Here is a 22,376-nt window from a genome sequence, read left to right as displayed (position 1 = left end):
TTAGTTTGAAAAACCGAAATGATTTTAGTTTCGGTTTTTCTTATTTTAAAAGAGGTTTTGAGGAGGGGGACCAATGAAATTGCAAGTAGGCGAAAAAATCACCTTTGAACGAACTTTTACAAAAGAAGATGTTGCGTTATTTACGGAAGTATCGAAAGATGAAGGTGTTCATCATGTGACACCAGATGAGCAGGGGAGATTTGTCGTACAAGGGCTGTTAACATCAACACTACCTACAAAAGTAGGCGGTGATTTTAACGTATTAGCTCGCAAGATGGATTTTGAATTTTTACGTCCTGTTTTTAGCGGTGATACGATTCGTTGTGACGTAACAAGTGAGCAATTTGAATCTGATGAAAACAATCGTACAAAGATAATTGCTATGCTTACATATAGAAAACAACTTGAAGAGGAAGTAATGAAGGGGAAATAAGGCTAGGTAGCATAAAAAATATCACTATATGTGGAGTGGTTAATGCAAACATGTGGGTTGAATGGTTTTAAATGATGAATTAGCGGTGATGGAGGGGAAAGAATATGTTGAGTATAAAGATAAAGTAGAAAATATAATGAATTGAACCCGAAAAGTAACGCAGTAATTGGAGGTGGTACACTAAACTAGACATTAAATTAAGTAGAAAATTGCAACGATATATATTTCCTTGTGCTCTAGAACACCTAGCTAAAGAAGATATTGAGCAAAGGAGTTAGTTGTTTTATGTGTATGGTTTAACCAAAAAATTGTAAGTATATAACTCACACCATTATGTAATTACATTGAAGTATCTACAGGTGTTCTTATCATCCCTCAAGAACCACTTAGCTCCCGAAGTTGAGTAATTTTATGCAAATTAAGTGAACGTTTTTCTACATAGATTAGTTGACATTTATATAAGGTTCATCCATTTCTAAAGGTATTTTTGCTTTGTTGTTTTTCAAAAATAACGGATAAAATTTTCGTATTCACGAATTTAGTGCATAATGGTCGTTGGGTAAATTGAAATACCACGTTTCTTTAGAATTTCAGACATATTATCTTTCTCAAACTACTTTTCTTTAACATATCTCATCTATTATGCTCCTTAGTTGGTTTTCCGGAGTTTATTATAGTTTAAAAAAACTGCACGAGAACCTATATTTATACTGTTTTGGTGCAGGTTCGCTACAATATAAAATACACAACAGTAAGGATAAAACCTACTTTGTAATTGCAAATGAAACTTATGTATATGTGAAGTAAGGGGAAAGAGGGTCTGCGCATAATTAATCACCCTTTTTTATAACGTTTCTTTGCAGAGGTACGTTATAAAAAAGGGTTGTTAATTGAAAGATGAAAAATAACTTCTATTAATCATTCATATTTTATTAAATTACATGGATCTAATTATAAGTTAGCTGAAACTGTACTTATTCCAACCTGGATAGTGTTAATAACAGTATATAATTTGTGGTATTAGTTTATAGGAGTAGAAACTAATTTTCATTTGATGTATTTACTTGATGATTGGTTATAGTACTATACTTCTTATTCATAACTATATAAATCCAACCGATAATTGATAAGATAACTGGATAGAAAATAGCCCAACCACTAAATGAGTATACAATAATACATATAATTAGAGATAGGAAGGCCATCCACCAACCTATATCTCGCACTTTTAATAATTTAAGAGCAGCTAGCATTGTAAAAATATATGAGGTAATAAATATTACACTAGGACCTTTAAGAAGCATTTCTAAATTTGGTCGTGCCATACCATAAAAAATTAAAATACAACTAAAAATTCCTCCTAAAACTAGTAATACCCTAGTTGGGGTTTGAAATTGAGAATGTAACTTAGCAAAGAAGGAAGGGAAATGTCCTTCTCTAGCTTGAGCGTAAATCATCCTTGAAAAACCTGCAATGTTAGCATGTACAGCACTAAACGAAATGAAAATTGCTAAAATAGTTGTTATATATGTACCTATCGGTCCTAATCCTTTTGATATTAGAATACTAAGGGAAGCTATCTGGTCCTTATCACCATATGAGTGGGTCCCTATTGTTACAAAAGATATTGCAATGTACATAATGGAGATACAAATTGCTCCTAAAAATAAACTAATCGAAATATCCTTAGCGGGCCTTTTAAATTCTTCAGCTAATGGGGTTATCATTTCCCACCCTACAAATGAGAAAAAGATAATTACAGAAGAAGCGCCAACGGAAGACCACCCGTTTGGTACAAATGGTGTAAAAGAACTTAATTTTACATATGGTATAGAAACGATAACAGCGACAACTATTAAAAGTGAAATAATACAAATTACAAACACACTAACTTTTGATGATAGCTCGATCCCTTTTATATGTAAGAGTAAAGAGGTAATTAAAATTAATGCTGCAATTCCTATAACACTAAGATTGCTTATTGGAAAAACATATCCAATATAATGGGCACCTGTTAAAGCAATAATAGGTACTCCAATAGGAATAGAACCTAACATAATCCAGCCTAGGATGGCACTTGTATTTGCATTAAATGCCATTTGAACATAAGCTGTAATTCCTCCAGCACTAGGAATCATTTTAGCAAGACGCGCTAGAGTCGCTACAATAGGAAAAGCTAATATAGACATGATAACCCAAGATAAAATTGAAGCTGGTCCAGCGCTATTTGCAGTAATTGAAGGTAAAATTAGGATTCCACAACCTAACACAGCTCCTATGGTTAATGCGGTCCCCTGTACCCAAGTAATTGAGCGTTTCAATGATTGTTGTGTCAAGATTCTCAGCCTCTCTTTCATTAATTGATATTAATTATATAAAGTTTTAAAAAAGGATAACATGCTATAATTTATGTATTAATTATAATTTTCTTAAAAAATTTAAGAATTATTAAATGTTTTCTTAATTAATCAAGGGGAGGCCCAGCAATGGATGAAACAGATTTAAAGATTCTTTCTCATCTTCAGGAAAATGCACGTTTAAGTATGGTTGAAATAGGAAAACTGGTAGGTCTGAGTTCCCCTTCTGTCACAGAGCGAGTTAGAAGACTTGAAGAACAAGGGGTAATTATAAGTTATCGCACGATTGTTAATCCGAAAGGATTAAAAAAACATATTACTGCGTTTGTTTTGATGGAACCAAGGGATTGCAACAAATATAAAAAGTTTGCAATGGAACATTCAGATGTGGTTGAATGTCACCGTATTGCTGGTATGTATAGTTATCTAACAAAGGTAGTGACGGAATCTGTACATACACTCGAAGACTATATCAATTTGTGCTTAGAGTATGGAAAGCCTACAACCTTAATAGTGCTTTCTTCTCCAGTAGAACATAAATCATTTTTTACAGAGAGTGAAAAACTATAATTACATATGAGCGATTATTCTAAATAAAAAGCGTAAAATTAATACCTAATGGGAAATAGAGTCCTATTAGGTATTAATTTTCAGAAAATTATTTAGAAAATTTAGATAAAAAATAATATTTGACATATTCTTACTTTTGGTGGAATAATGAACATTGTATTTTAGAAAAATTAAATTCTTAGTTAATTGGAGGTAGGATTATTATGAAATATGCAGTGCTTACAAATGACTTACAGTACGATTTGGTTAATAAAAATGAGGATAGAATTGCAGCTGTGGAGGAGTTTACGCCTAAAATGGTGTCTTTCTTAGATACTATGAGAGAAAATGATGTTTCTATTATTCACCTGCAGTTAATTAACTTAGCAGATGATCCGAAAGCTGAACGATATGGTGATTTTTTACCAGTCACAAAGGGATCTAAAGGTGCAGAAATCTTACCTGAGTTTCTTCATGAAAAAGATATTATTATGGAGAAAAATAAGGATAGTGGTTTTTTTGAGACAAATCTTGATGAAACCTTAAAAAATTTAGGTGTAGATACAATTATTATTACAGGTATGCAAACTCAAATTTGTGTACAAACAACTGCAGCGGATGGATTTTTCCGTGGTTATAATGTAATCGTACCAGAAGATGCGGTTGTTTCAGCGAAGGCTGAAGATAAAGAACGAGCTTTAAAATGGTTAGGTTCATATTGTGCAAAGATTATGAGTATCGAAGAAATCTGCAATTCGATTTCTAAAAATGAAGATATTTCTTTTGATGGAGTTGCAATTCCGTAAGTAAATACGTTGTAATATCACTTGTTCTATGTAGCAAGTGATATTATTTTTCAAAAATAAAAATGAAAAGGAGTTTTAACACATGAAATTAACTAAAGATTTAGAAAATATAATTTTAGATCATGGAACAGGAGGACTATTGAGTCATGATTTAATTAGTTCAATTATTACTGCAAAACTAGAAGATGTTCACCTTGGAAAAATGGAGGATAGTGCCATCCTTGAGGTAAGTAGTAGAAGATTAGCGATGACAACAGATTCTTTTGTTATTGATCCTATCTTTTTTGGTGAGGGGAATATAGGTAAAGTAGCAGTTTGTGGAACGGTTAATGATTTAGCGGTTAGTGGTGCAAAACCACTTTATCTATCATTGGCGTTAGTACTAGAAGAGGGGTTTCCAATTAAAGATTTGGAAGAAATATTAGATTCTATAAGAGAGACCGCGAAAGAAGCTGGAGTGTATATTGTTGCTGGAGATACAAAAGTTGTTAAAAAAGGTGAAGTAGACAAAATTTTTATTAATACAACTGGAATTGGAGTTTTTGAAGGAGAGGTATCACCATTTTCGGTAAACTCTATTCAAGAAGGTGACGATATCATTATAACAGGACAACTAGGAAACCATAGTATACATATCCTTTCCATAAGAGAAGGATTAGGGTTTGAACAGAGAATAAATAGTGATTGTGCACCATTAAATCATATGATTTCAGAGTTAAAAAACCATTTTGGTGATTCTATACATTGTATGCGAGATATTACAAGAGGCGGGTTAGGTACAGTTTTAAATGAAGTTTCAGAAACAATTAATACTGGAATAAAAATACAAGAAAAAGATATTCCGATGTTAGCAGAAACTATTATGGCTGCCGACATGTTAGGTGTTAATCCTATGTATCTAGCTAATGAGGGTAATGTTTGTATGTTTGTGTCTCCAGAGGTAAGTGAAGAAGTCGTGAGAGTACTACAAAATACTAAATATGGTAAAGAAGCTGCGGTAATTGGTAAAGTTACTCAAACACAAGAAAGACAAGTGCTAATGGAAGCAAAATCAGGTGAATTAAAACTCATTGAGTTATTATATGGGGCAGAATTACCTCGATTATGTTAGGAGACAATTTATGAAAAAGGTAATAAATGTGTTTATAAAAAAGTATCAAGTTAAAGGCATTGTGCAAGGTGTTGGTTTTAGACCTTTCGTATATAGAATAGCAAAAAAGTATCATCTAAACGGATGGGTGTTAAATGATTCAAATGGAGTGCTTATAGAAGTAGAAGGGGAACAAAATAATATTACGCATTTTATTCATGACATAGAATTTAATTCCCCAGAATTGGCTTATGTGCAAGAGGTTAAATTGATAGAGGAACAAGAATCCAATAATCGTTATAGCTCTTTTGATATTTTGAGTAGCCAAAAACATAGCAGTAGGCAAACTTTAATATCTCCTGATACTTATGTATGTAATGAATGTTTAGAAGAATTATTTGATCCAACGAATAGAAGGTTTCGTTATCCATTTATTAATTGTACAAATTGTGGACCTAGATATTCAATAATAAAAGATATTCCTTATGATAGACCGTATACTACAATGGCAAAATTTCCTATGTGCAAAGAGTGTGATAAAGAATACAAAGACATATTGGATCGGAGATTCCATGCACAACCAAATGCTTGCTGGAAATGTGGACCACAAGTTCAATTGAAAACAGCAGATGGTACAAATGTCCCCACTGATAATCCAATAGAGAAAACTATTGATTTGTTAAAAAAGGGGAAAATACTAGCCATTAAAGGGTTAGGTGGATATCACTTAGTTGTAGATCCAATGAATCATGAAGCTGTAAAAGAATTAAGAAAAAGAAAAAAACGGGATGAAAAACCTTTTGCTTTAATGTCATCTCAATTAGATGATGTGAAAAATTTTGCTGAAATAACAAAAAATGAAGAAGCTTTATTAGTATCTAAAGAACGGCCAATTGTGCTATTGAACAAAAAGGAAAATGAGTATATTTCTTCAGATGTTGCACCTAATAATAATACCTATGGGGTAATGTTAGCCTATACACCACTTCATCATCTCATTTTAAGAGGGAATTTTATTGCATTAATAGCTACGAGCGCCAATGTTTCTGATGAACCAATTGTATATAAAGATGGAGATGCAATTGAGCAGCTAAAAGGAATTGCAGATTATTATTTAGTACACAATAGGGAGATATTTACTAGAGTAGATGACTCTATTGTTAGAGCAATTGATTTAGATGATGAAATAACAAAATTACACATAATTCGTCGCGCTAGAGGTTATGTACCAAACCCTATTGATTTTAAAGAAGGATCACCTAATGTACTTGCTTTAGGAGCAGAATTAAAGAATACGATTTGTTTAACTAAAGACGAAAAAGCTTTTATTAGTCATCATATTGGTGATTTAAAAAACTATAAAATTTATGAATCGTTTAAAAATACTATAGCTCACTTACAAAAAATCTTTGAAATCAGTCCTTCTGTAATTGCAAGTGATCTTCATCCTGATTTTTATAGTACAAAATATGCATTTGATCAAAAAGTTTTACCAGTTATACAGGTTCAGCATCATCATGCCCACATGGCTTCTTGTATGGTTGATAATCAATTAGATGGTCCTGTTTTAGGAGTTATTTTAGATGGTACGGGTTATGGTGATGATGGGAATATTTGGGGTGGAGAGTTTTTTATCGGTGATTTTCTTAATTATCAAAGAGCGGCATATATCGATTACTTTCAGCTGCCAGGCGGTGATAAAGCTGTTAAAGAACCGTATAGAATTGCTTTAGGAATATTGACGCAAATATATGGTGAACAAGTCAAAGAATTACCAATAAAGATAATTTCAGAGCGAAATAATTTTGAACTAGATGTACTTATAAAAATGATTCAAAAAGGAATTAATTCTCCTCTTACTTCAAGTATGGGAAGGCTTTTTGATGCTGTTTCAGCACTATTGGGTGTCCGTGAAACAGTCCAATATGAAGGGCAGGCTGCTATTGAGTTGGAGCAAGCGATTGATATCAATAATTCTTCCAATCCTTTATTATCTTATGAAATAGTTGCTTCGAATGGAATTAGAAAAATTGATATAAAACCTATGTTTAAAGAGTTGGTATCTTTGATACTTAAAAATAAGTATACCAAGGGTGAATTAAGCTATCGTTTTCATTATACAATGGTTCAGATGATTACAGAAACCTGTAAACAAATTCGTCAAGAAACAGGGATTAATAAACTAGTTCTTAGTGGGGGAGTATTTTTAAATAAGTTTTTACTTGTAGAAACCTATAAGTCACTTAAGGCTTGTAAATTCGAGGTTTACACGCACAAACAAGTACCTACCAACGATGGGGGAATCTCTCTTGGTCAAGCAGCAATAGCAGCTCATCGCTATAAAGATACGCATTCAGTATAAAATTTAGGATAGAAATTATATAACTTTTCATTATTCTTTGTGAGTATAGCAAAAAAGAAAAATTAGGAGGTGCTCTTTTATGGTAGTTAGTTCAAAAATGGATATATTTAATGAACTGGAATCCAAAGTTCGAAGTTATAGTAGAAGCTTTCCAACAATTTTTACTAAGTCTAAAGGGTATAAATTATGGGATGTAGATGGAAAAGAGTATATTGACTTTTTCTCAGGTGCTGGTGCTCTTAATTATGGACATAATGATGAAAAAATGAAACAGGTATTAATAGATTATCTTTTAGAAGATGGTATTATTCATAGTCTTGATATGGGAACAAGTGCTAAAGTGAATTTTTTAAAGCACTTTAACAAAATTATTTTGGAACCACGTGATTTAAACTATAAAATTATGTTTCCTGGTCCAACAGGTACAAATTCTGTTGAAAGTGCACTGAAAATTGCTCGAAAAGTGACTGGACGAACAAATATCATAAGTTTTTCTAATGCTTTTCATGGAATGAGTTTAGGATCACTTTCGATAACGAGTAATCATTTTAAGAGAAAGGGTGCTGGAGTACCACTAAATAATAGTATTATCATGCCTTATGAAAATTATTTAGATTCTCTTAATTCTTTATCATATTTAGAAAAAGTATTAGGCGATAGTGGAAGTGGAGTGGATTTACCTGCTGCAATTATTCTAGAAACAGTTCAAGGTGAGGGTGGTTTAAATACCGCTAGCTCCCAATGGTTAAAGGGGATTGACAGACTGTGTAAAAAATATAATATATTATTGATTGTTGATGATATTCAAGCAGGTTGCGGACGTACGGGTACATTTTTTAGCTTTGAACCTGCGAACATTAAACCAGACATAATTTGTTTGTCAAAATCTATAAGTGGCATTGGCCTTCCGATGGCTATTACACTAATTAAACCAGAATATGATAAGTGGGAACCAGGAGAACATAATGGAACGTTTCGAGGGAATAATCTAGCATTTTTAGCAGCTACAGAAGCATTGAATTATTGGCAAGATATAGAGTTTATTAATGCATTAAAATGGAAAAGTGAAAAAATCACTAGCTTTCTTAATGGGATTTGTTTGAAATACCCCCAGCTTCAAGGAGAAGTTCGAGGGAGAGGCTTTATGCAGGGAATAGCGTGTAATACTTTTGGAATAGCTAAAAAGATTTGCTCAGTTGCATTTGAAAATGGTCTAATTATTGAAACATCTGGACCTAGTGATGAAGTTATTAAGTTATTACCTTCTTTAACAATAGACTTAGAAGGTTTAAGTAAAGGATTGGAACTGTTAGAGGATAGTATTTCTACTATTTTAAAAGAGGTAACTCATTAAGTTTGAACGACTCGCACTTAATAACCTTGCGGACCATTTGCAGTAGTTGAGGTAGAAGAAGGAAAAGAAGCGGCCCACAAAGTGGATCAAACATTCTCATCTATTATGAGAGATATAGATAAAATAATAAGTCAAATTCAAGAGGTTTCTGCATTAACAGAAGAGATATCTGCTGGCACAGAAGAAGTAAGTGCATCTCTTTCATTAGTTTATCATTCTAAATGTTATATGATATTTTAAAATTCAAAACACCTTTCATTCATCATTAAAGAAAGGTGTTTTGAATTTCTTTTTTGGATTGCTTTTATAAATTGCACGTTGATGATATTTCTTTATATATTATCCTCTTATTTTACCTAAAATGGATAGGTGGGGAGAGAGTCAATGGATGAGGAACTAACATATAAGATAGTTGAGTTGTAATGATTTATTCAATTATTAAAACAGCAAGTGAAATTTCTATTTATGAAGAAAACACTTCTAAATATCCAATTTCATTAGAGTTTTGGGATAAATAATATATAACCTATATAGAAGAGCTAACATCTTGTTTTATAGTAGTAGATAGTTCTAAAGTAGTACTTTAGGATTCATAAAGAAAAGTTATTTTTTTCTGAATAATGTATATATATTCACGATGTTTTATTATTAAACAAAATGCTTTTATGTTTTATTAACTTATTACTTTCTATCTTCAATAATCATTTATTACAACAGCTTTCACGTCCAAAATAAGATGTTCCAACAAAGGACAATATAAGTATTATTATAATGATTTTCCAATATAATCAATGTGTTAATGAAAGTAACTCTGTGTTATTTTTGCTTTTCTATTAACTAATACAGCTTCAAAAAAAGGACATAATTGTTACATACTAAGTGTAATTTATTACCCATTCAAAATTCTGTCTATTCAATCTTTCTAAAAATAAAAAAAGATTGAACTCATAAATATACAAGTTATAATGAGGGCGTCGAGAGATAATTTATAACCTCTGGGAAAATATCAAACCTCGTTTTGGTTCAAAAATTCTAAAGAACTTGCCAGTAAGTTGAAGGGTTGTGGATCAAATAGAAAGTTTATTCAACTCAAGAAAGAAAGCGCTATCAAATGGATCTTATTTTGAATTGATCATTCTAATAACTTAGATTCAACAGCAATTAAAAATAATAAATTATGGGGGTGTTTATATGAACATAAATGTAGCATCTATTAAAGAAAAAAAGGTTGTTAAATACAAAAGTTGTTTTGATGTGATTGGGCCCATAATGATAGGTCCTTCAAGTTCACATACTGCAGGTGCTTTGTCTATTGGAACAGTTGCTAATAAATTATTTCAAGGTCTTCCAAAAAAAGTTGTGGTAAAGTATTATGAATCATTTGCTGAAACCCACAAAGGTCACGGAACTGATTTTGCAATAATTGCTGGTATATTAGGCTTTGCTGCCGATGACACCAAAGTGCCAGATGCTATTAAAATAGCAGAATCTAAAGGAATTGATATTACCTTTATTGAAAAATTAGGTGATAGTCCTGCCGGTCATCCAAATACGGCAGATGTATATTTAGAGGATGACAGTCGAAGTATTAGAACGATGGGTATTTCGGTCGGTGGTGGATTGATTGAAGTCAAACATGTTGAAATTGACGAATTTAGCTTAGAACTGCAGGGGCCATTGCCAGTTGTTATTGCGATTTCAGAAAGAGCTGACTTTGAATTTGTCTTACGCAGAATCTTTAAACAATATGATGTTGAAATTAACAACTTTCATAGTTTGAAAGATAAAACAAAATATTTATATGCATTCGCTTTGGATTCGCTATTGCCTGGTAATGCTCAGGAGGAATTAGGGAATTTAAGCAATATAGCTAATCTTATTATTCTTTAGTTACATTAAGGAGTGAGAAAATATGTATATGGCCATAAATGAAATTGTGGATGCAGCTAATAAAAGACAAAAGCCAATTTATAAATTAGCAATTGAACAGGAAATCGAACAAACTAAAGCTTCTTATGAAGAAGTTTGGAGTAAAATGGAACGAAATTTAGCAACTATGCAAAATGCTATAAATAAAAGTATCGAGGGCGACGGTGTATTTTCTCCTACCGGTTTAACCGGAGGTGATGCAGTAAAAATTAAAAACTATCGAGAAAATAGGAAAACTCTTTCTGGAGATTTGATGATGTTAGGGATTCAAAGTGCTATTGGCGTTAATGAAGTAAATGCTGCATTAGGAGCTATTTGTGCAACTCCAACAGCAGGTGCAAGTGGGACGATTCCGGGAGTCCTATTTAGTATTAAAGATACGTTGCAGTTAAGTCATGAAGATATGATACATTTTCTATTCACATCAGCGTTAATTGGAACGATAGTAGCAAACAACGCTTGTATTTCAGGAGCGTATGGAGGATGTCAAGCTGAAGTAGGCAGTGCCTCAGCAATGGCGGCTGCAGCTGCGGTAGAAGCTGCAGGTGGAACACCACAGCAATCTTCTGAAGCTTTTTCGATTGCATTACAAAATTTACTCGGTTTAGTTTGTGATCCGGTCGCTGGTTTGGTAGAAATTCCTTGTGTAAAGAGAAACGCCATTGGAACGGCAAATGCTTTAGCAGCAGCGGACATCGCATTAGCCGGCGTAAACAATATCATCAATGCTGACGAAGTTATTGAAGCGATGTATAGAGTTGGAAGACAGATGCCTCGCGAATTAAGAGAGACAGGTTTAGGTGGAATTGCGGCTACATCTACAGGGATTGCCATTAAAAATAAAATATTTGGGGAGAAACAATCAAATCAATGAACAGTTAACGTCTATATTGTGAAATAGTTAACAATCTATTCTCTATTGTTCGCTTAAGGATTTCTGGATATTGGGGGAATTATCAATAATATATCCTACTATATAATTGGAGCATTTTGTAAGTGGTAACAAACTCGTCAGGTTGATGTTTCGTTAATTTTTTGATTTTGATCAACTTAAAAGAAGGATATACGATGTGGCGCACTTTATAAAAAATTCATTTTTAAAGAACGGTCTATATTCCTATACCTTAAATAAAGACGTAAGAATAGGAAACAAGGAGGAATTATTATATGAATGGGAATACTGCAAAAAACATAGAATTTCAAGCTGATAATACTACAGGAAAAAATAAGAAATATCTAGACCCTAAAAAGTGGCATAAACAAGATACTACCTGGGCATTGAGTCTATTTGGAACAGCAATTGGAGCAGGAGTACTCTTCTTACCTATTAATGCAGGTTCAGGTGGTTTATTATCGTTGCTGTTAATTACCATACTGGCATATCCTGTTATGTATTACTCACATAGGGCGCTTGCTAAAATGATATACGCTTCAAATTCTGCCGACGAGGGGATTACAGGTACAATAAGAGAATATTTCGGAAATAAAGCAAGTATCATTTTTAACATCGTATATTTCGTCTCAATTTATACGATCGTGCTGATGTATTCGGTTGCACTTACAAATACTGCAAGTAGTTTTATTGTACACCAATTGCACATGCCGGAGCCTCCAAGGGCTATTTTATCACTTGTATTAGTACTCGGTCTTATCACTATACTAAATTTTGGTCAGGATATTACTGTAAAGATAATGAGCATGCTAGTATATCCTTTCATTGTTTCTCTACTTTTTATTGCAATATCTTTAATTCCACAATGGAATACTTCAATGCTAAGTTTTTCAAGTGTTTCTACTGCTTCAACTGGAACAGGGTATTTCGGAACGATTTGGATGATACTACCAATCATCGTATTCTCGTTTAATCATTCACCTATGATTTCGTCATTCGTTATGAAACAGAGAGCTACGTATGGAATAGATGCTACTGATGCCAAGTGTGCTCAAATACAAAAAGTTTGTTATATTATGACATTCGCTGTTGTTATGTTCTTTGTTTGGAGCAGTACTTTAAGTTTGACTCCAGATGATCTTAAGGTGGCGAAAGAACAGAATTTGTCAATTCTATCATATCTTGCTAATGAGCTTAATTCGCCAGTAATCACTATTGCGGCTCCTATTATTGCGTTTGTGGCTATTACAAAGTCTTTCCTTGGCCATTATATAGGAGCGTATGAGGTAATGCGTGACATGATTATCAAGTCCGGTAAAAAACGTGGGAAAGATATAGGAGAAAAAACAGTTAAGACAATGATTCTTACTTTTGTTGTACTAACATGCTGGTATGTTGCTTATACAAATCCAAGTATTCTTGGAATCATTGATGCCCTTAGCGGTCCGTTAGTCGCTGCTATCTTATGTCTATTACCGATGTATGCGATTCGTAAAGTACCAGTACTAGCAAAATACAGAGGGAAAATGAGCAATGTATTTGTAATTATTATAGGGATACTTACTGTTCTAGCAAGTATTAAGTCATTATTCTAATTCACTATTGTTAGTACTGATGCAAAAAACGTGGGATATGGAAAAATAAAAATTCTTATCGGAACTGAATTCTATATTGTTGAACTAAAGAGATCATGTTTTTGGACAAACTCCTCATCTTGGAGAGTTTGTCTTTTTAATTATATGCATAACTTTTATACTAGCTTAAACAGACTAGATTAATAGTAAATGGAAACTTCATACAAACCACACATTAACTCCACTACTAGCACAAACTATAGTTGTATACTTTAATTATCATTTTTCAACAACGAACATTCAAATATAATAATATTATGTAATACGGAAGTTGTGTTACGTTAGAAGAAAACAAATAAGGGAGAGCGGATACTATGACGAGATTTGCGAATCAGCATGTAGAGAACACGATTTTAGAAGAGGATGTAGAGCTTTTAAAACTTATGGCACATCCAATGCGTTTAAAACTGATTAATGAGCTTTCAAAACATAAAACACTAAACGTAACCCAAATGACCGAAATTTTAAAAATCCCACAATCAACAGTTTCCCAACACTTATCTAAAATGAGAGGGAAGGTTCTAAGAGGAAATCGTCAGGGGTTAGAAATTTACTATAGCATCGAAAACCAAAAAGCTGAAGAAATTATGGGATTATTAGGACCAATACAATAAAATATTAAGTCTACCATTTAAAAATTTACTTATATAGAATACTAAACCCTCCTTGTTGTGGAGGGTTTTTATTTATTAATTTTTTAAGTAATTATTACTTTAATCCAATGACATCAACATCTAAAATATGTCACGATTTAAAAGAAGAGGGAATATCAGCCGTTGTTCATATCTTATCAAATTGCGAAGTTCCTAAGGGTGGAGTAATCACGGAAGAAGGTATATTAGACAATACTATCTATACAAGCACAATGTGCATGGTGTCTGGTACATATTATTATCATATCTACGATTGTAGACAAATTACAGCCATTCATTTATTTGATGAAAATTTAGATTCAGAAGAGATTAAAACCTATCCGTTCTTGTGTAAACAGAAGATATTTTATGAAAACTAATTAGAATAGGTAAACTGTATACAATACAAATTCAGGGTTCTTATGTGGTTTTAATCTATTTTCAAATGAAAAATCAATAACTAATAAACATTACAACCTGCCAAAAATCAAAAAGAAGCGTTAATAGCTTGTAGATTAAGCCTGTTTTAAAACTGATGCATACGGGGGACAATCCCATATACAACAGTTTTAAAAAATTAGATACTTTGTTTCTCAAGTTAATGCAAGTTACATTATTATAGGAAACAGTGGAAATCTAAAACTTTGTTTATATGTTAATTACTTCAAACGTATCCCTTCGAATGCGTTTATAACCAAGTCATGTACATAGGAATCATCCAACTTTTCACCGGTTACTAGCAAACGATAAAAAATTGGTCCGTAAATGAGATCGATGCTTAATTCAACATCGAGGTTTTCTTTTAATTCTCCTCTTTTCATTCCCTTCTCCAGAAGTTGCTTTGCTTGCTGTCGACGTGGCTGGAAGTATCGAGCACGATATTCCTCTGCTAGTTTCGAATCAAATTGCCCTTCGCCAACTAACTCATTGATAATGGTTCCTTCTCGACTGATTAAAAAACTGGCTAAACTTGTGGCGTGAGTTAAAATATCATTCAACGCTGAACCTGTGTCAGGTACAGGCAATCTGGCAGCAGCAGCAGAAAGAAAACCATCCATTACCACAGCAGCCTTATTTGGCCACCATTTATAAATCGTAGCTTTGCTGACTTTAGCACGGTCTGCAATTTTATCGACTGTGACTGTTTTAAAGCCACTTTCCAATAATAACTCATAGGACGCAGAAAGGATGGCCTTTTGGGTTTCGATATTACGTGGTCGACCTCTTTTACCTTGCACATTAATCATTCCTTTCAAAAACATAAACTATACGTTTAGTATACTTAATATGAACAAAAAACAAAATAGCCTATTTACAAAACTGAACGTTTAGTATATATTTTATTTAATTAATGAACTGAACGTTTAGTTTATTAATTAACTAACATCTTGTAATGGTATGGATATATTTAGGTTCCAAAAATCACAAATTAAATTGCTAAAAAACATTTAGAAAAGGGGGGTAAAAAAGAGATAAACTTGGACCTTTTAAAAGCAGAATGGAAAGTAGTTCAGACTTAATTTATTACAATAAAAAATGGCATCCCAGTAGTTCTTGCCAAGGCGATTTAGCAATTTTGAAATAAAAGTATGGGAGGAAATAGTTATGTCTAATTTTAAAAATAAAGCAATTAATAAGGATATTTCATCAGGTTTAATCATTCTTTTAGCAACTGCATGCGGTATTATTGTGGCTAATCTTTATTATGCACAGCCTTTAATTGGGGTAATTAGTAATGAAATTGGGCTTTCTAATAGTAGCGCTGGATTAATTGTAACGCTAACTCAAATTGGATATGTTATTGGCTTACTATTTCTTGTACCTTTGGGGGATATTGTTGAGAATAAAAAATTGATACTTATGTTGTTATTTTTAAGTGCATTTGCACTCATCGCCATGGTTTTGGTAAAAAGCGCAATCTTGTTGTTAATTACTTCATTCTTTATCGGACTGGGATCAGTCGCAGCGCAAGTGCTCGTACCTCTTGTATCATATCTTTCATCGGAGAATGCACGTGGTCGCGTAGTTGGCAATGTCATGAGTGGTCTGTTGTTAGGTATTATGCTTGCGCGACCGATATCTAGTCTAGTAGCCGATATGTGGGGATGGAATGCAATATTTGCTTTATCTGCTACTGTAATTATTGTTTTGGCATTTGTATTATCGAAAGTACTCCCTACCAGGAAACCAAAGGCAAAAACAAATTATATAGCCTTACTTAATTCAATGTGGCAACTGCTACGAACTACTCCAATTTTACGCCGTCGCGCCATTTATCATGCTTGTGTATTTGGGGCTTTCAGCTTATTCTGGACCACTATTCCGTTATTATTATCTAGTCCTGCTTTTCATTTTTCTCAGACTGCCATAGCATTATATGCACTTGTCGGAATTACAGGTGCAATAGCCGCTCCAATAGGTGGTCGTCTAGCTGATCTTGGCTGGACACGACCCGCCACTGGGATAGCTCTCACTGTTGTTATTATTTCTTTAATACTCCCACTTTTTATTCAAAGTAGCTCACCCTGTGGAATAGCTGTTTTAGTAATTGCTGCAATTCTGTTAGACATGGGGGTATCTGCAAACCTTGTACTTAGCCAACGTTTAATTTTCTCGTTGAATCCAGAAATTCGTAGTCGATTAAACGGGCTATTTATGGCTATTTTCTTTTTAGGAGGTGCTGTTGGATCCTTTATTGGAGGATGGGCATATGCCTTAGGAGGATGGAATCTAACATTATGGATAGGAATCGCTTTTCCGACCATAGCCTTGCTTTATTTTGCTAGAGAAAAATAGTTTTATAATCAAATTTAAACAGCCCGGATTCGTTTGAATGCTTCTTCATTGGTATGTCCGAGTTTTATAGATAAATTGGGGTTATTTTGAAGTTTTTACATCAGAACCAGACTTTTTTTCTATATTGCTGTAATTGAAAAAGACTCACCTTGTTTAATATATTTGAAAAGCAATAAAAAAGAGCTTGTGTCAAAACATAAACTCTCTTTAAGTTGAAATGAATATAGCCCACCCTTTAGAGAAGGAAACTGTAGAGCGACTAGAATATGGCTAGATTTAATCTTTAAAAATGAACTTCATCAGGTGGTCGACTGCAATAAAATTGATAAAGAAGATTATTTACTGTCAATGAAACGCAGCCCAATTAAAGATATTGAAATTATGTATTTACTCCAAAATGCATTCGTAGATGAAATAAATAGTCATGAAATATTCATGAAATATTCATGAAAGGTATTAATATTAGTTACTATTATGAGGGATATACCGAATATGATAAGAGGATTTGTAAAACAAAAAGGACTGAGATAGCCCTTTTTATTTTACAATTTGACGAGTATTTTTGTGAAATTATAAGAAAGGATGGCGTTTTTGTATGTCTATTTCTGTATCCAATGAATTACAACTATTTGCTCAAGAAATTCAAAGCTTTTTATCGCCAAATATCTTACGAAATCTTGCCAGAGAGTTTGGTTTTTTACGATGAACCCGTAAATTTTAAACAAAAGATATACTCAATTCATGAGTAAGGATGAAAAAAGAAAGAAATTCTATATTGTTTTATTTAATATCAGTTTATAAGGAGATTCATGTAATAAAATATGAAATAATACATATTATAATGATTTATTAAGATAAAGTGTTATATTTTTGGGTGGAATATATAAATGGAGGAAATGTAATGAACAAGAACTTAAAATTTACTCAAATGATGATTGGGATTAGTACGATGGCATTATCATTTGGAAGTATTCAGACACACGTATCAGCAGAAGAAAAAGCACCCTATAATATCTTACAGATGAAACCAATGGGGACAGAAACTTCAAAAGATGAAATTGTACATGCTACAAAAGCGGACGAAACTTTGATTTTTGAAGAGCGTTTAAAAGTAGGAGATTTTTCACAACGTCCTACTCTGGTTATGGAACGTGATGAAATTCAATTAAAGCAAAGCTACACTCTGGCAGAACTGAATAAAATGCCTAATAGCGAACTCATTGATACATTATCAAAAATTTCTTGGAATCAAATTACGGATTTATTTCAATTCAATCAAGATACGAAAGCATTTTATCAGAATAAAGAACGCATGAACGTTATCATTAATGAATTAGGACAAAGAGGAAGGACGTTTACGAAAGAAAACTCAAAGGGCATTGAAACATTTGTTGAAGTATTACGTTCTGCTTTTTATGTGGGATATTATAATAATGAATTAAGTTACTTAAAAGAGAGAAGCTTCCATGAAAAATGTTTACCAGCATTGAAAGCGATTGCGAAAAATCCAAACTTTACATTAGGTACAGCTGAGCAAGATAGAGTAGTAGCTGCGTATGGAAAATTAATTGGTAATGCCTCTAGTGATACTGAAACAGTACAGTATGCGGTAAATGTTTTAAAACAATATAATGATAATCTTACTACGTATGTAAGCGATTATGCGAAAGGACAAGCTGTATATGAAATTGTAAAAGGAATTGATTATGATATACAGTCTTATTTGCAAGATACGAATAAGCAACCTAATGAAACAATGTGGTATGGAAAGATTGATAACTTTATAAATGAGGTTAATAGAATTGCTCTCGTGGGGAATATAACAAATGAAAATAGTTGGCTAATTAATAATGGCATTTATTATGCAGGTCGTTTAGGGAAATTTCATAGTAATCCATACAAAGGATTGGAAGTTATTACACAAGCAATGAGCTTGTATCCTCGTCTAAGTGGACCTTATTTTGTAGCAGTAGAACAAATTAAAACAAACTATGGTGGAAAAGATTATAGTGGAAATGCAGTAGATCTACAGAAAATACGTGAAGAAGGGAAACGACAATACTTACCTAAAACATATACATTTGATGACGGATCAATTGTCTTCAAGACGGGAGATAAAGTAACAGAAGAAAAAATTAAGAGATTATATTGGGCAGCCAAAGAAGTAAAAGCGCAATATCACCGTGTAATTGGTAATGATAAAGCACTAGAACCGGGTAACGCTGATGATGTACTAACAATAGTAATTTATAATAATCCAGATGAATATCAATTAAATAGACAATTATATGGATATGAAACAAACAACGGTGGAATTTATATTGAAGAGAAGGGGACCTTCTTTACATATGAGCGTACGCCAAAGCAGAGTATTTATAGTTTAGAAGAGTTATTCCGTCATGAATTCACTCATTATTTACAAGGAAGGTATGAGGTTCCTGGTTTATTTGGAAGCGGAGAAATGTATCAAAATGAACGATTAACTTGGTTCCAAGAAGGGAATGCAGAATTTTTTGCAGGATCTACACGTACAAATAATGTTGTTCCGCGTAAAAGTATGATAAGTGGCTTATCATCTGATCCAGCAAGCCGTTATACAGCAAAGCAAACTTTGTTCTCAAAATATGGATCATGGGACTTTTATAAGTATTCCTTTGCACTACAGTCATATTTGTATAATCATCAATTTGAAACATTTGATAAGCTTCAAGATTTAATCCGTGCAAACGATGTGAAAAATTATGACTCATATCGTGAATCATTGAGCAATAATACACAATTGAATGCAGAATATCAAGCGTATATGCAGCAGTTGATTGATAATCAAGATAAATATAATGTACCGCAAGTAACAAATGATTATTTAATTCAACACGCACCAAAGCCGTTAGCTGAAGTGAAAAACGAAATTGTGGATGTATCAAATATAAAAGATGCAAAAATTACAAAATATGAGTCGCAATTCTTTAATACATTTACCGTGGAAGGCAAGTACACAGGTGGTACATCAAAAGGTGAGTCTGAAGATTGGAAAACGATGAGTAAACAAGTAAATCGAACTTTGGAGCAGTTATCCCAAAGAGGTTGGAGTGGTTATAAAACAGTTACAGCCTATTTTGTAAACTATCGTGTGAATGCAGCTAACCAGTTTGAATATGATATTGTTTTTCATGGTGTTGCAACAGAGGAAAAGAAAAAAACAACTACTATAGTAAATATGAATGGACCATACAGCGGGATAGTAAATGAAGAGATTCAATTTCATAGCGATGGTACAAAAAGTGAAAATGGAAAAGTTATTTCTTATCTATGGAACTTTGGAGATGGTACAACAAGTATAGAAGCAAATCCTACCCATGTATATGAAGAAAAAGGAACATACACTGTGGAACTAACTGTGAAAGATCGTAGAGGAAAAGAAAGCAAAGAACAAACAAAAGTTACTGTAAAACAAGATCCGCAAACAGGTGAATCCCATGAAGAGGAGAAGGTACTCCTGTTTAATACGCTTGTAAAAGGAAATCTGGTTACTCCTGATCAAACAGATGTTTATACGTTTGATGTTACAGATCCAAAAGAAGTAGATATTTCTGTGGTAAATGAACAAAATATTGGGATGACATGGGTACTTTATCATGAATCAGACATGCAAAATTACGTAGCTTGTGGTGAAGATGAAGGAAATACTATAAAGGGGAAATTCGAAGCGAAACCAGGCAAATATTATTTGAATGTTTATAAATTCGATGATAAAAATGGTGAATATTCATTATTGGTAAAATAAATTCATTTCCTATATGTATACAAGGGTTGTATTTCAGGAGGAGTCTGTCACGATAGGCTGCTTCTATTTTTTCTCAAGTATTAGTTCTATAAATTGTTTAAATTCTTTCTTTGTGAAAAGTTTGGTTATCAAGAAAAAGTAAATAGTTTGTCTCTGGTACAGGGTGTAACAGAGACACTTTTCTTATCCAAATTTGCGTAGCATGAGGTTTCTGAAATGTTATCGTTACCCCTAGCTAAAAATACATGCTATAACTTTTAATTTATTTAGATGGAGCGGAATACAAGCCATTTTGGACAGCATGAAGCTGCACATTCTAATCATGCAAATAAGGGCGTATTAGAATTAAGTGTAAAAGTTATAAAAATAAAAGACTATGGTTTAATCGTATGAATGAATATTAAAGACTATTATATGAAACATATGTATTAAATAGTGAAGAGAATTTGAATGATTTTAGTGAAAATGTATCTTGAACAGAAGAAACTGTGTAGTAATGCTTATCAAAAAAAACAGTTACTGTAATAAAAAAGGATAGTTGAATGAAATAAGACCGTTCCTAATTATAGGAACGGCTATAAACTTATCATGTGCTGGAGGTCAATCCGAATGGCATGGAATACCTTCTCTAAACAGTATAGACATGAAAATTAACGAGTATACGTAATGATGGCAAACAATAATAGTGGAAGCCGTAACGAATTATTAGTTCGTGGTGCTGAAAGTGCAATCAATCAAATGAAATATGAAATCGCACAAGAGTTTGGTGTACAACTTGGTGCAGACGCAACAGCTCGTTCAAACCGATCTGTTGGTGGTGAAATCAAAAAACGTCTAGTGGCAATGGCTGAACAACAACTTGGTGGAGGATTCACTCGCTAATGATATAGTTTATGGATTAGAAGGGGAGATTATATATATCTCCTTTTTTATTGGAAAATATATGAGTAGAGTATCTTTAGGGTATTTAAGTAAAACATCAAACTCCTTTTGTAGATAGCAAGAGCTAACCTAATAGTTAGGAATTCATCATTTTGGAACATACTTAATAATAAAAAGCAGTTAGCAAAAGCTAACTGCCATAAGAACATTACATCTATGAATTTAAGGAGTAAACATAGTATGCACGAAAGTTTCAAATTTATGTAACTAAAATTCAAATAGAGCAGTTCACTTAATAAAAGTCCCATGATTTTGGGTTTTTGTGTATTTTTATCAAAAAACCTTGTTAAAGAAGAGAATTTTTAGAGTAAAAGTAAACATATTCTTTATACTCAGCAACGTTCATTTAATTTAATTCAATTAAGTGGCAAACACCGACAACGTGTAGTAATTGCTAGGGCACTATCTTGCTATGTTGTTTTATTTATTGCTGATGAACCAACAGCAAGTAAAATTATTGAGTGTTCCAGGAACTCGCGCATAAAGAAGTTAATTGTGTAATTGTTGTTACGCATTTTCAAGAAGTTTTAAAAAATCAAACTGAGTAGTTTATTTAAGTGAATAGAAGTTAGGATAGTTAAGGAAAAGGATACTTTCATTCTTAATTAACATAATTTTCAAAAATAAAATCTGCGGATGTTAATATTTGTTATATAATATAGTTGTCAAAGTACTACCCCTGTAGTTTCTATGATGAATCGGTAAGATAGTTTGTTTGTCCCATATATTCACCTGATATAAAAAAACTTGTAGAGATTCCTGCAAGTTCTTTTTTTAAAGATTAAATGTGAATCTGAAATAAAGTAACGATTTTTT

Annotated in this window: 16 protein-coding genes and 4 pseudogenes; 18 read left to right on the top strand and 2 right to left on the bottom strand. The window is 32.8% G+C overall.

Going from position 1 to position 22,376, the window contains the following annotated elements; genetic code table 11:
* Positions 1-73: 73 nt before the first annotated feature.
* Positions 74-433 (top strand): MaoC/PaaZ C-terminal domain-containing protein, encoded by a 360-nt coding sequence (locus V7S50_RS17325; RefSeq protein ID WP_242254505.1) that lies wholly within the window; start codon positions 74-76, stop codon positions 431-433.
* A gap of 723 nt (positions 434-1,156) precedes the next feature.
* A pseudogene (locus tag V7S50_RS17320) lies at positions 1,157-1,240 on the top strand (N-acetylmuramoyl-L-alanine amidase); the annotation flags it as partial.
* Positions 1,241-1,473: 233 nt separating this feature from the next.
* Here the strand turns inward: V7S50_RS17320 and V7S50_RS17315 are convergent.
* On the bottom strand, positions 1,474-2,769 hold the full coding sequence (locus V7S50_RS17315) for an APC family permease (protein WP_242254496.1): 1,296 nt from the start codon (positions 2,767-2,769) through the stop codon (positions 1,474-1,476).
* A 150-nt stretch (positions 2,770-2,919) separates the two neighbouring features.
* On the opposite strand from V7S50_RS17315, the gene V7S50_RS17310 reads away from it, so the two are divergent.
* The 11 genes and pseudogenes from V7S50_RS17310 to V7S50_RS17260 form a co-directional block, all read left to right on the top strand.
* Positions 2,920-3,360, top strand: a complete 441-nt coding sequence (locus V7S50_RS17310) for an Lrp/AsnC family transcriptional regulator (protein ID WP_242254494.1) — start codon at positions 2,920-2,922, stop codon at positions 3,358-3,360.
* Between the two features lie 203 nt (positions 3,361-3,563).
* Positions 3,564-4,145 (top strand): isochorismatase family cysteine hydrolase, encoded by a 582-nt coding sequence (locus tag V7S50_RS17305; protein WP_242254492.1) that lies wholly within the window; start codon positions 3,564-3,566, stop codon positions 4,143-4,145.
* Positions 4,146-4,227: 82 nt separating this feature from the next.
* A complete protein-coding gene (gene hypE, locus V7S50_RS17300; protein ID WP_242254490.1) occupies positions 4,228-5,256 on the top strand; it encodes a hydrogenase expression/formation protein HypE in 1,029 nt (342 codons plus the stop codon).
* A 10-nt stretch (positions 5,257-5,266) separates the two neighbouring features.
* On the top strand, positions 5,267-7,597 hold the full coding sequence (gene hypF / locus V7S50_RS17295) for a carbamoyltransferase HypF (protein WP_242254489.1): 2,331 nt from the start codon (positions 5,267-5,269) through the stop codon (positions 7,595-7,597).
* A 79-nt stretch (positions 7,598-7,676) separates the two neighbouring features.
* Positions 7,677-8,951 carry a diaminobutyrate--2-oxoglutarate transaminase gene (ectB, locus tag V7S50_RS17290; RefSeq protein WP_242254487.1) on the top strand — a complete coding sequence of 425 codons (1,275 nt, stop codon included), beginning with the start codon at positions 7,677-7,679 and terminating at the stop codon, positions 8,949-8,951.
* Between the two features lie 81 nt (positions 8,952-9,032).
* The gene (locus V7S50_RS17285) at positions 9,033-9,191 is read left to right on the top strand and encodes a chemotaxis protein (protein ID WP_071759482.1); all 159 of its coding nucleotides are present in this window, start codon (positions 9,033-9,035) and stop codon (positions 9,189-9,191) included.
* Positions 9,192-10,142: 951 nt separating this feature from the next.
* Positions 10,143-10,841, top strand: a complete 699-nt coding sequence (locus V7S50_RS17280; protein WP_242254483.1) for a serine dehydratase beta chain — start codon at positions 10,143-10,145, stop codon at positions 10,839-10,841.
* 22 nt (positions 10,842-10,863) lie between these two features.
* A complete protein-coding gene (gene sdaAA, locus V7S50_RS17275; RefSeq protein WP_242254481.1) occupies positions 10,864-11,754 on the top strand; it encodes an L-serine ammonia-lyase, iron-sulfur-dependent, subunit alpha in 891 nt (296 codons plus the stop codon).
* A gap of 293 nt (positions 11,755-12,047) precedes the next feature.
* A complete protein-coding gene (locus V7S50_RS17270; protein ID WP_242254479.1) occupies positions 12,048-13,367 on the top strand; it encodes an aromatic amino acid transport family protein in 1,320 nt (439 codons plus the stop codon).
* A 353-nt stretch (positions 13,368-13,720) separates the two neighbouring features.
* The gene (locus tag V7S50_RS17265; RefSeq protein WP_242254473.1) at positions 13,721-14,020 is read left to right on the top strand and encodes an ArsR/SmtB family transcription factor; all 300 of its coding nucleotides are present in this window, start codon (positions 13,721-13,723) and stop codon (positions 14,018-14,020) included.
* 134 nt (positions 14,021-14,154) lie between these two features.
* Positions 14,155-14,418: pseudogene (locus V7S50_RS17260) on the top strand (linear amide C-N hydrolase); the annotation flags it as partial.
* 279 nt (positions 14,419-14,697) lie between these two features.
* Here the strand turns inward: V7S50_RS17260 and V7S50_RS17255 are convergent.
* Positions 14,698-15,285: a TetR/AcrR family transcriptional regulator gene (locus V7S50_RS17255; protein WP_242254710.1), complete on the bottom strand. Its 588-nt coding sequence runs from the start codon at positions 15,283-15,285 to the stop codon at positions 14,698-14,700.
* A gap of 358 nt (positions 15,286-15,643) precedes the next feature.
* On the opposite strand from V7S50_RS17255, the gene V7S50_RS17250 reads away from it, so the two are divergent.
* The 5 genes and pseudogenes from V7S50_RS17250 to V7S50_RS17235 form a co-directional block, all read left to right on the top strand.
* Positions 15,644-16,834 carry an MFS transporter gene (locus V7S50_RS17250; protein ID WP_242254471.1) on the top strand — a complete coding sequence of 397 codons (1,191 nt, stop codon included), beginning with the start codon at positions 15,644-15,646 and terminating at the stop codon, positions 16,832-16,834.
* Positions 16,835-17,045: 211 nt separating this feature from the next.
* Positions 17,046-17,331 (top strand): annotated as a pseudogene (locus V7S50_RS34060) (protein adenylyltransferase Fic); the annotation flags it as partial.
* Between the two features lie 404 nt (positions 17,332-17,735).
* The gene (gene colA / locus V7S50_RS17245; RefSeq protein ID WP_242254469.1) at positions 17,736-20,618 is read left to right on the top strand and encodes a collagenase ColA; all 2,883 of its coding nucleotides are present in this window, start codon (positions 17,736-17,738) and stop codon (positions 20,616-20,618) included.
* 669 nt (positions 20,619-21,287) lie between these two features.
* On the top strand, positions 21,288-21,500 hold the full coding sequence (locus V7S50_RS17240) for an alpha/beta-type small acid-soluble spore protein (RefSeq protein WP_071759488.1): 213 nt from the start codon (positions 21,288-21,290) through the stop codon (positions 21,498-21,500).
* Positions 21,501-21,908: 408 nt separating this feature from the next.
* Positions 21,909-22,108: pseudogene (locus tag V7S50_RS17235) on the top strand (ATP-binding cassette domain-containing protein); the annotation flags it as partial.
* Between the last annotated feature and the right edge of the window lie 268 nt (positions 22,109-22,376).

It is taken from the genome of Bacillus sp. CCNWLW194, from assembly GCF_037120585.1.
In the GTDB taxonomy this organism is placed as follows: Bacteria; Bacillota; Bacilli; order Bacillales; family Bacillaceae_G; genus Bacillus_A; species Bacillus_A basilensis.
This window is presented reverse-complemented; position numbering and strand designations above follow the sequence as displayed.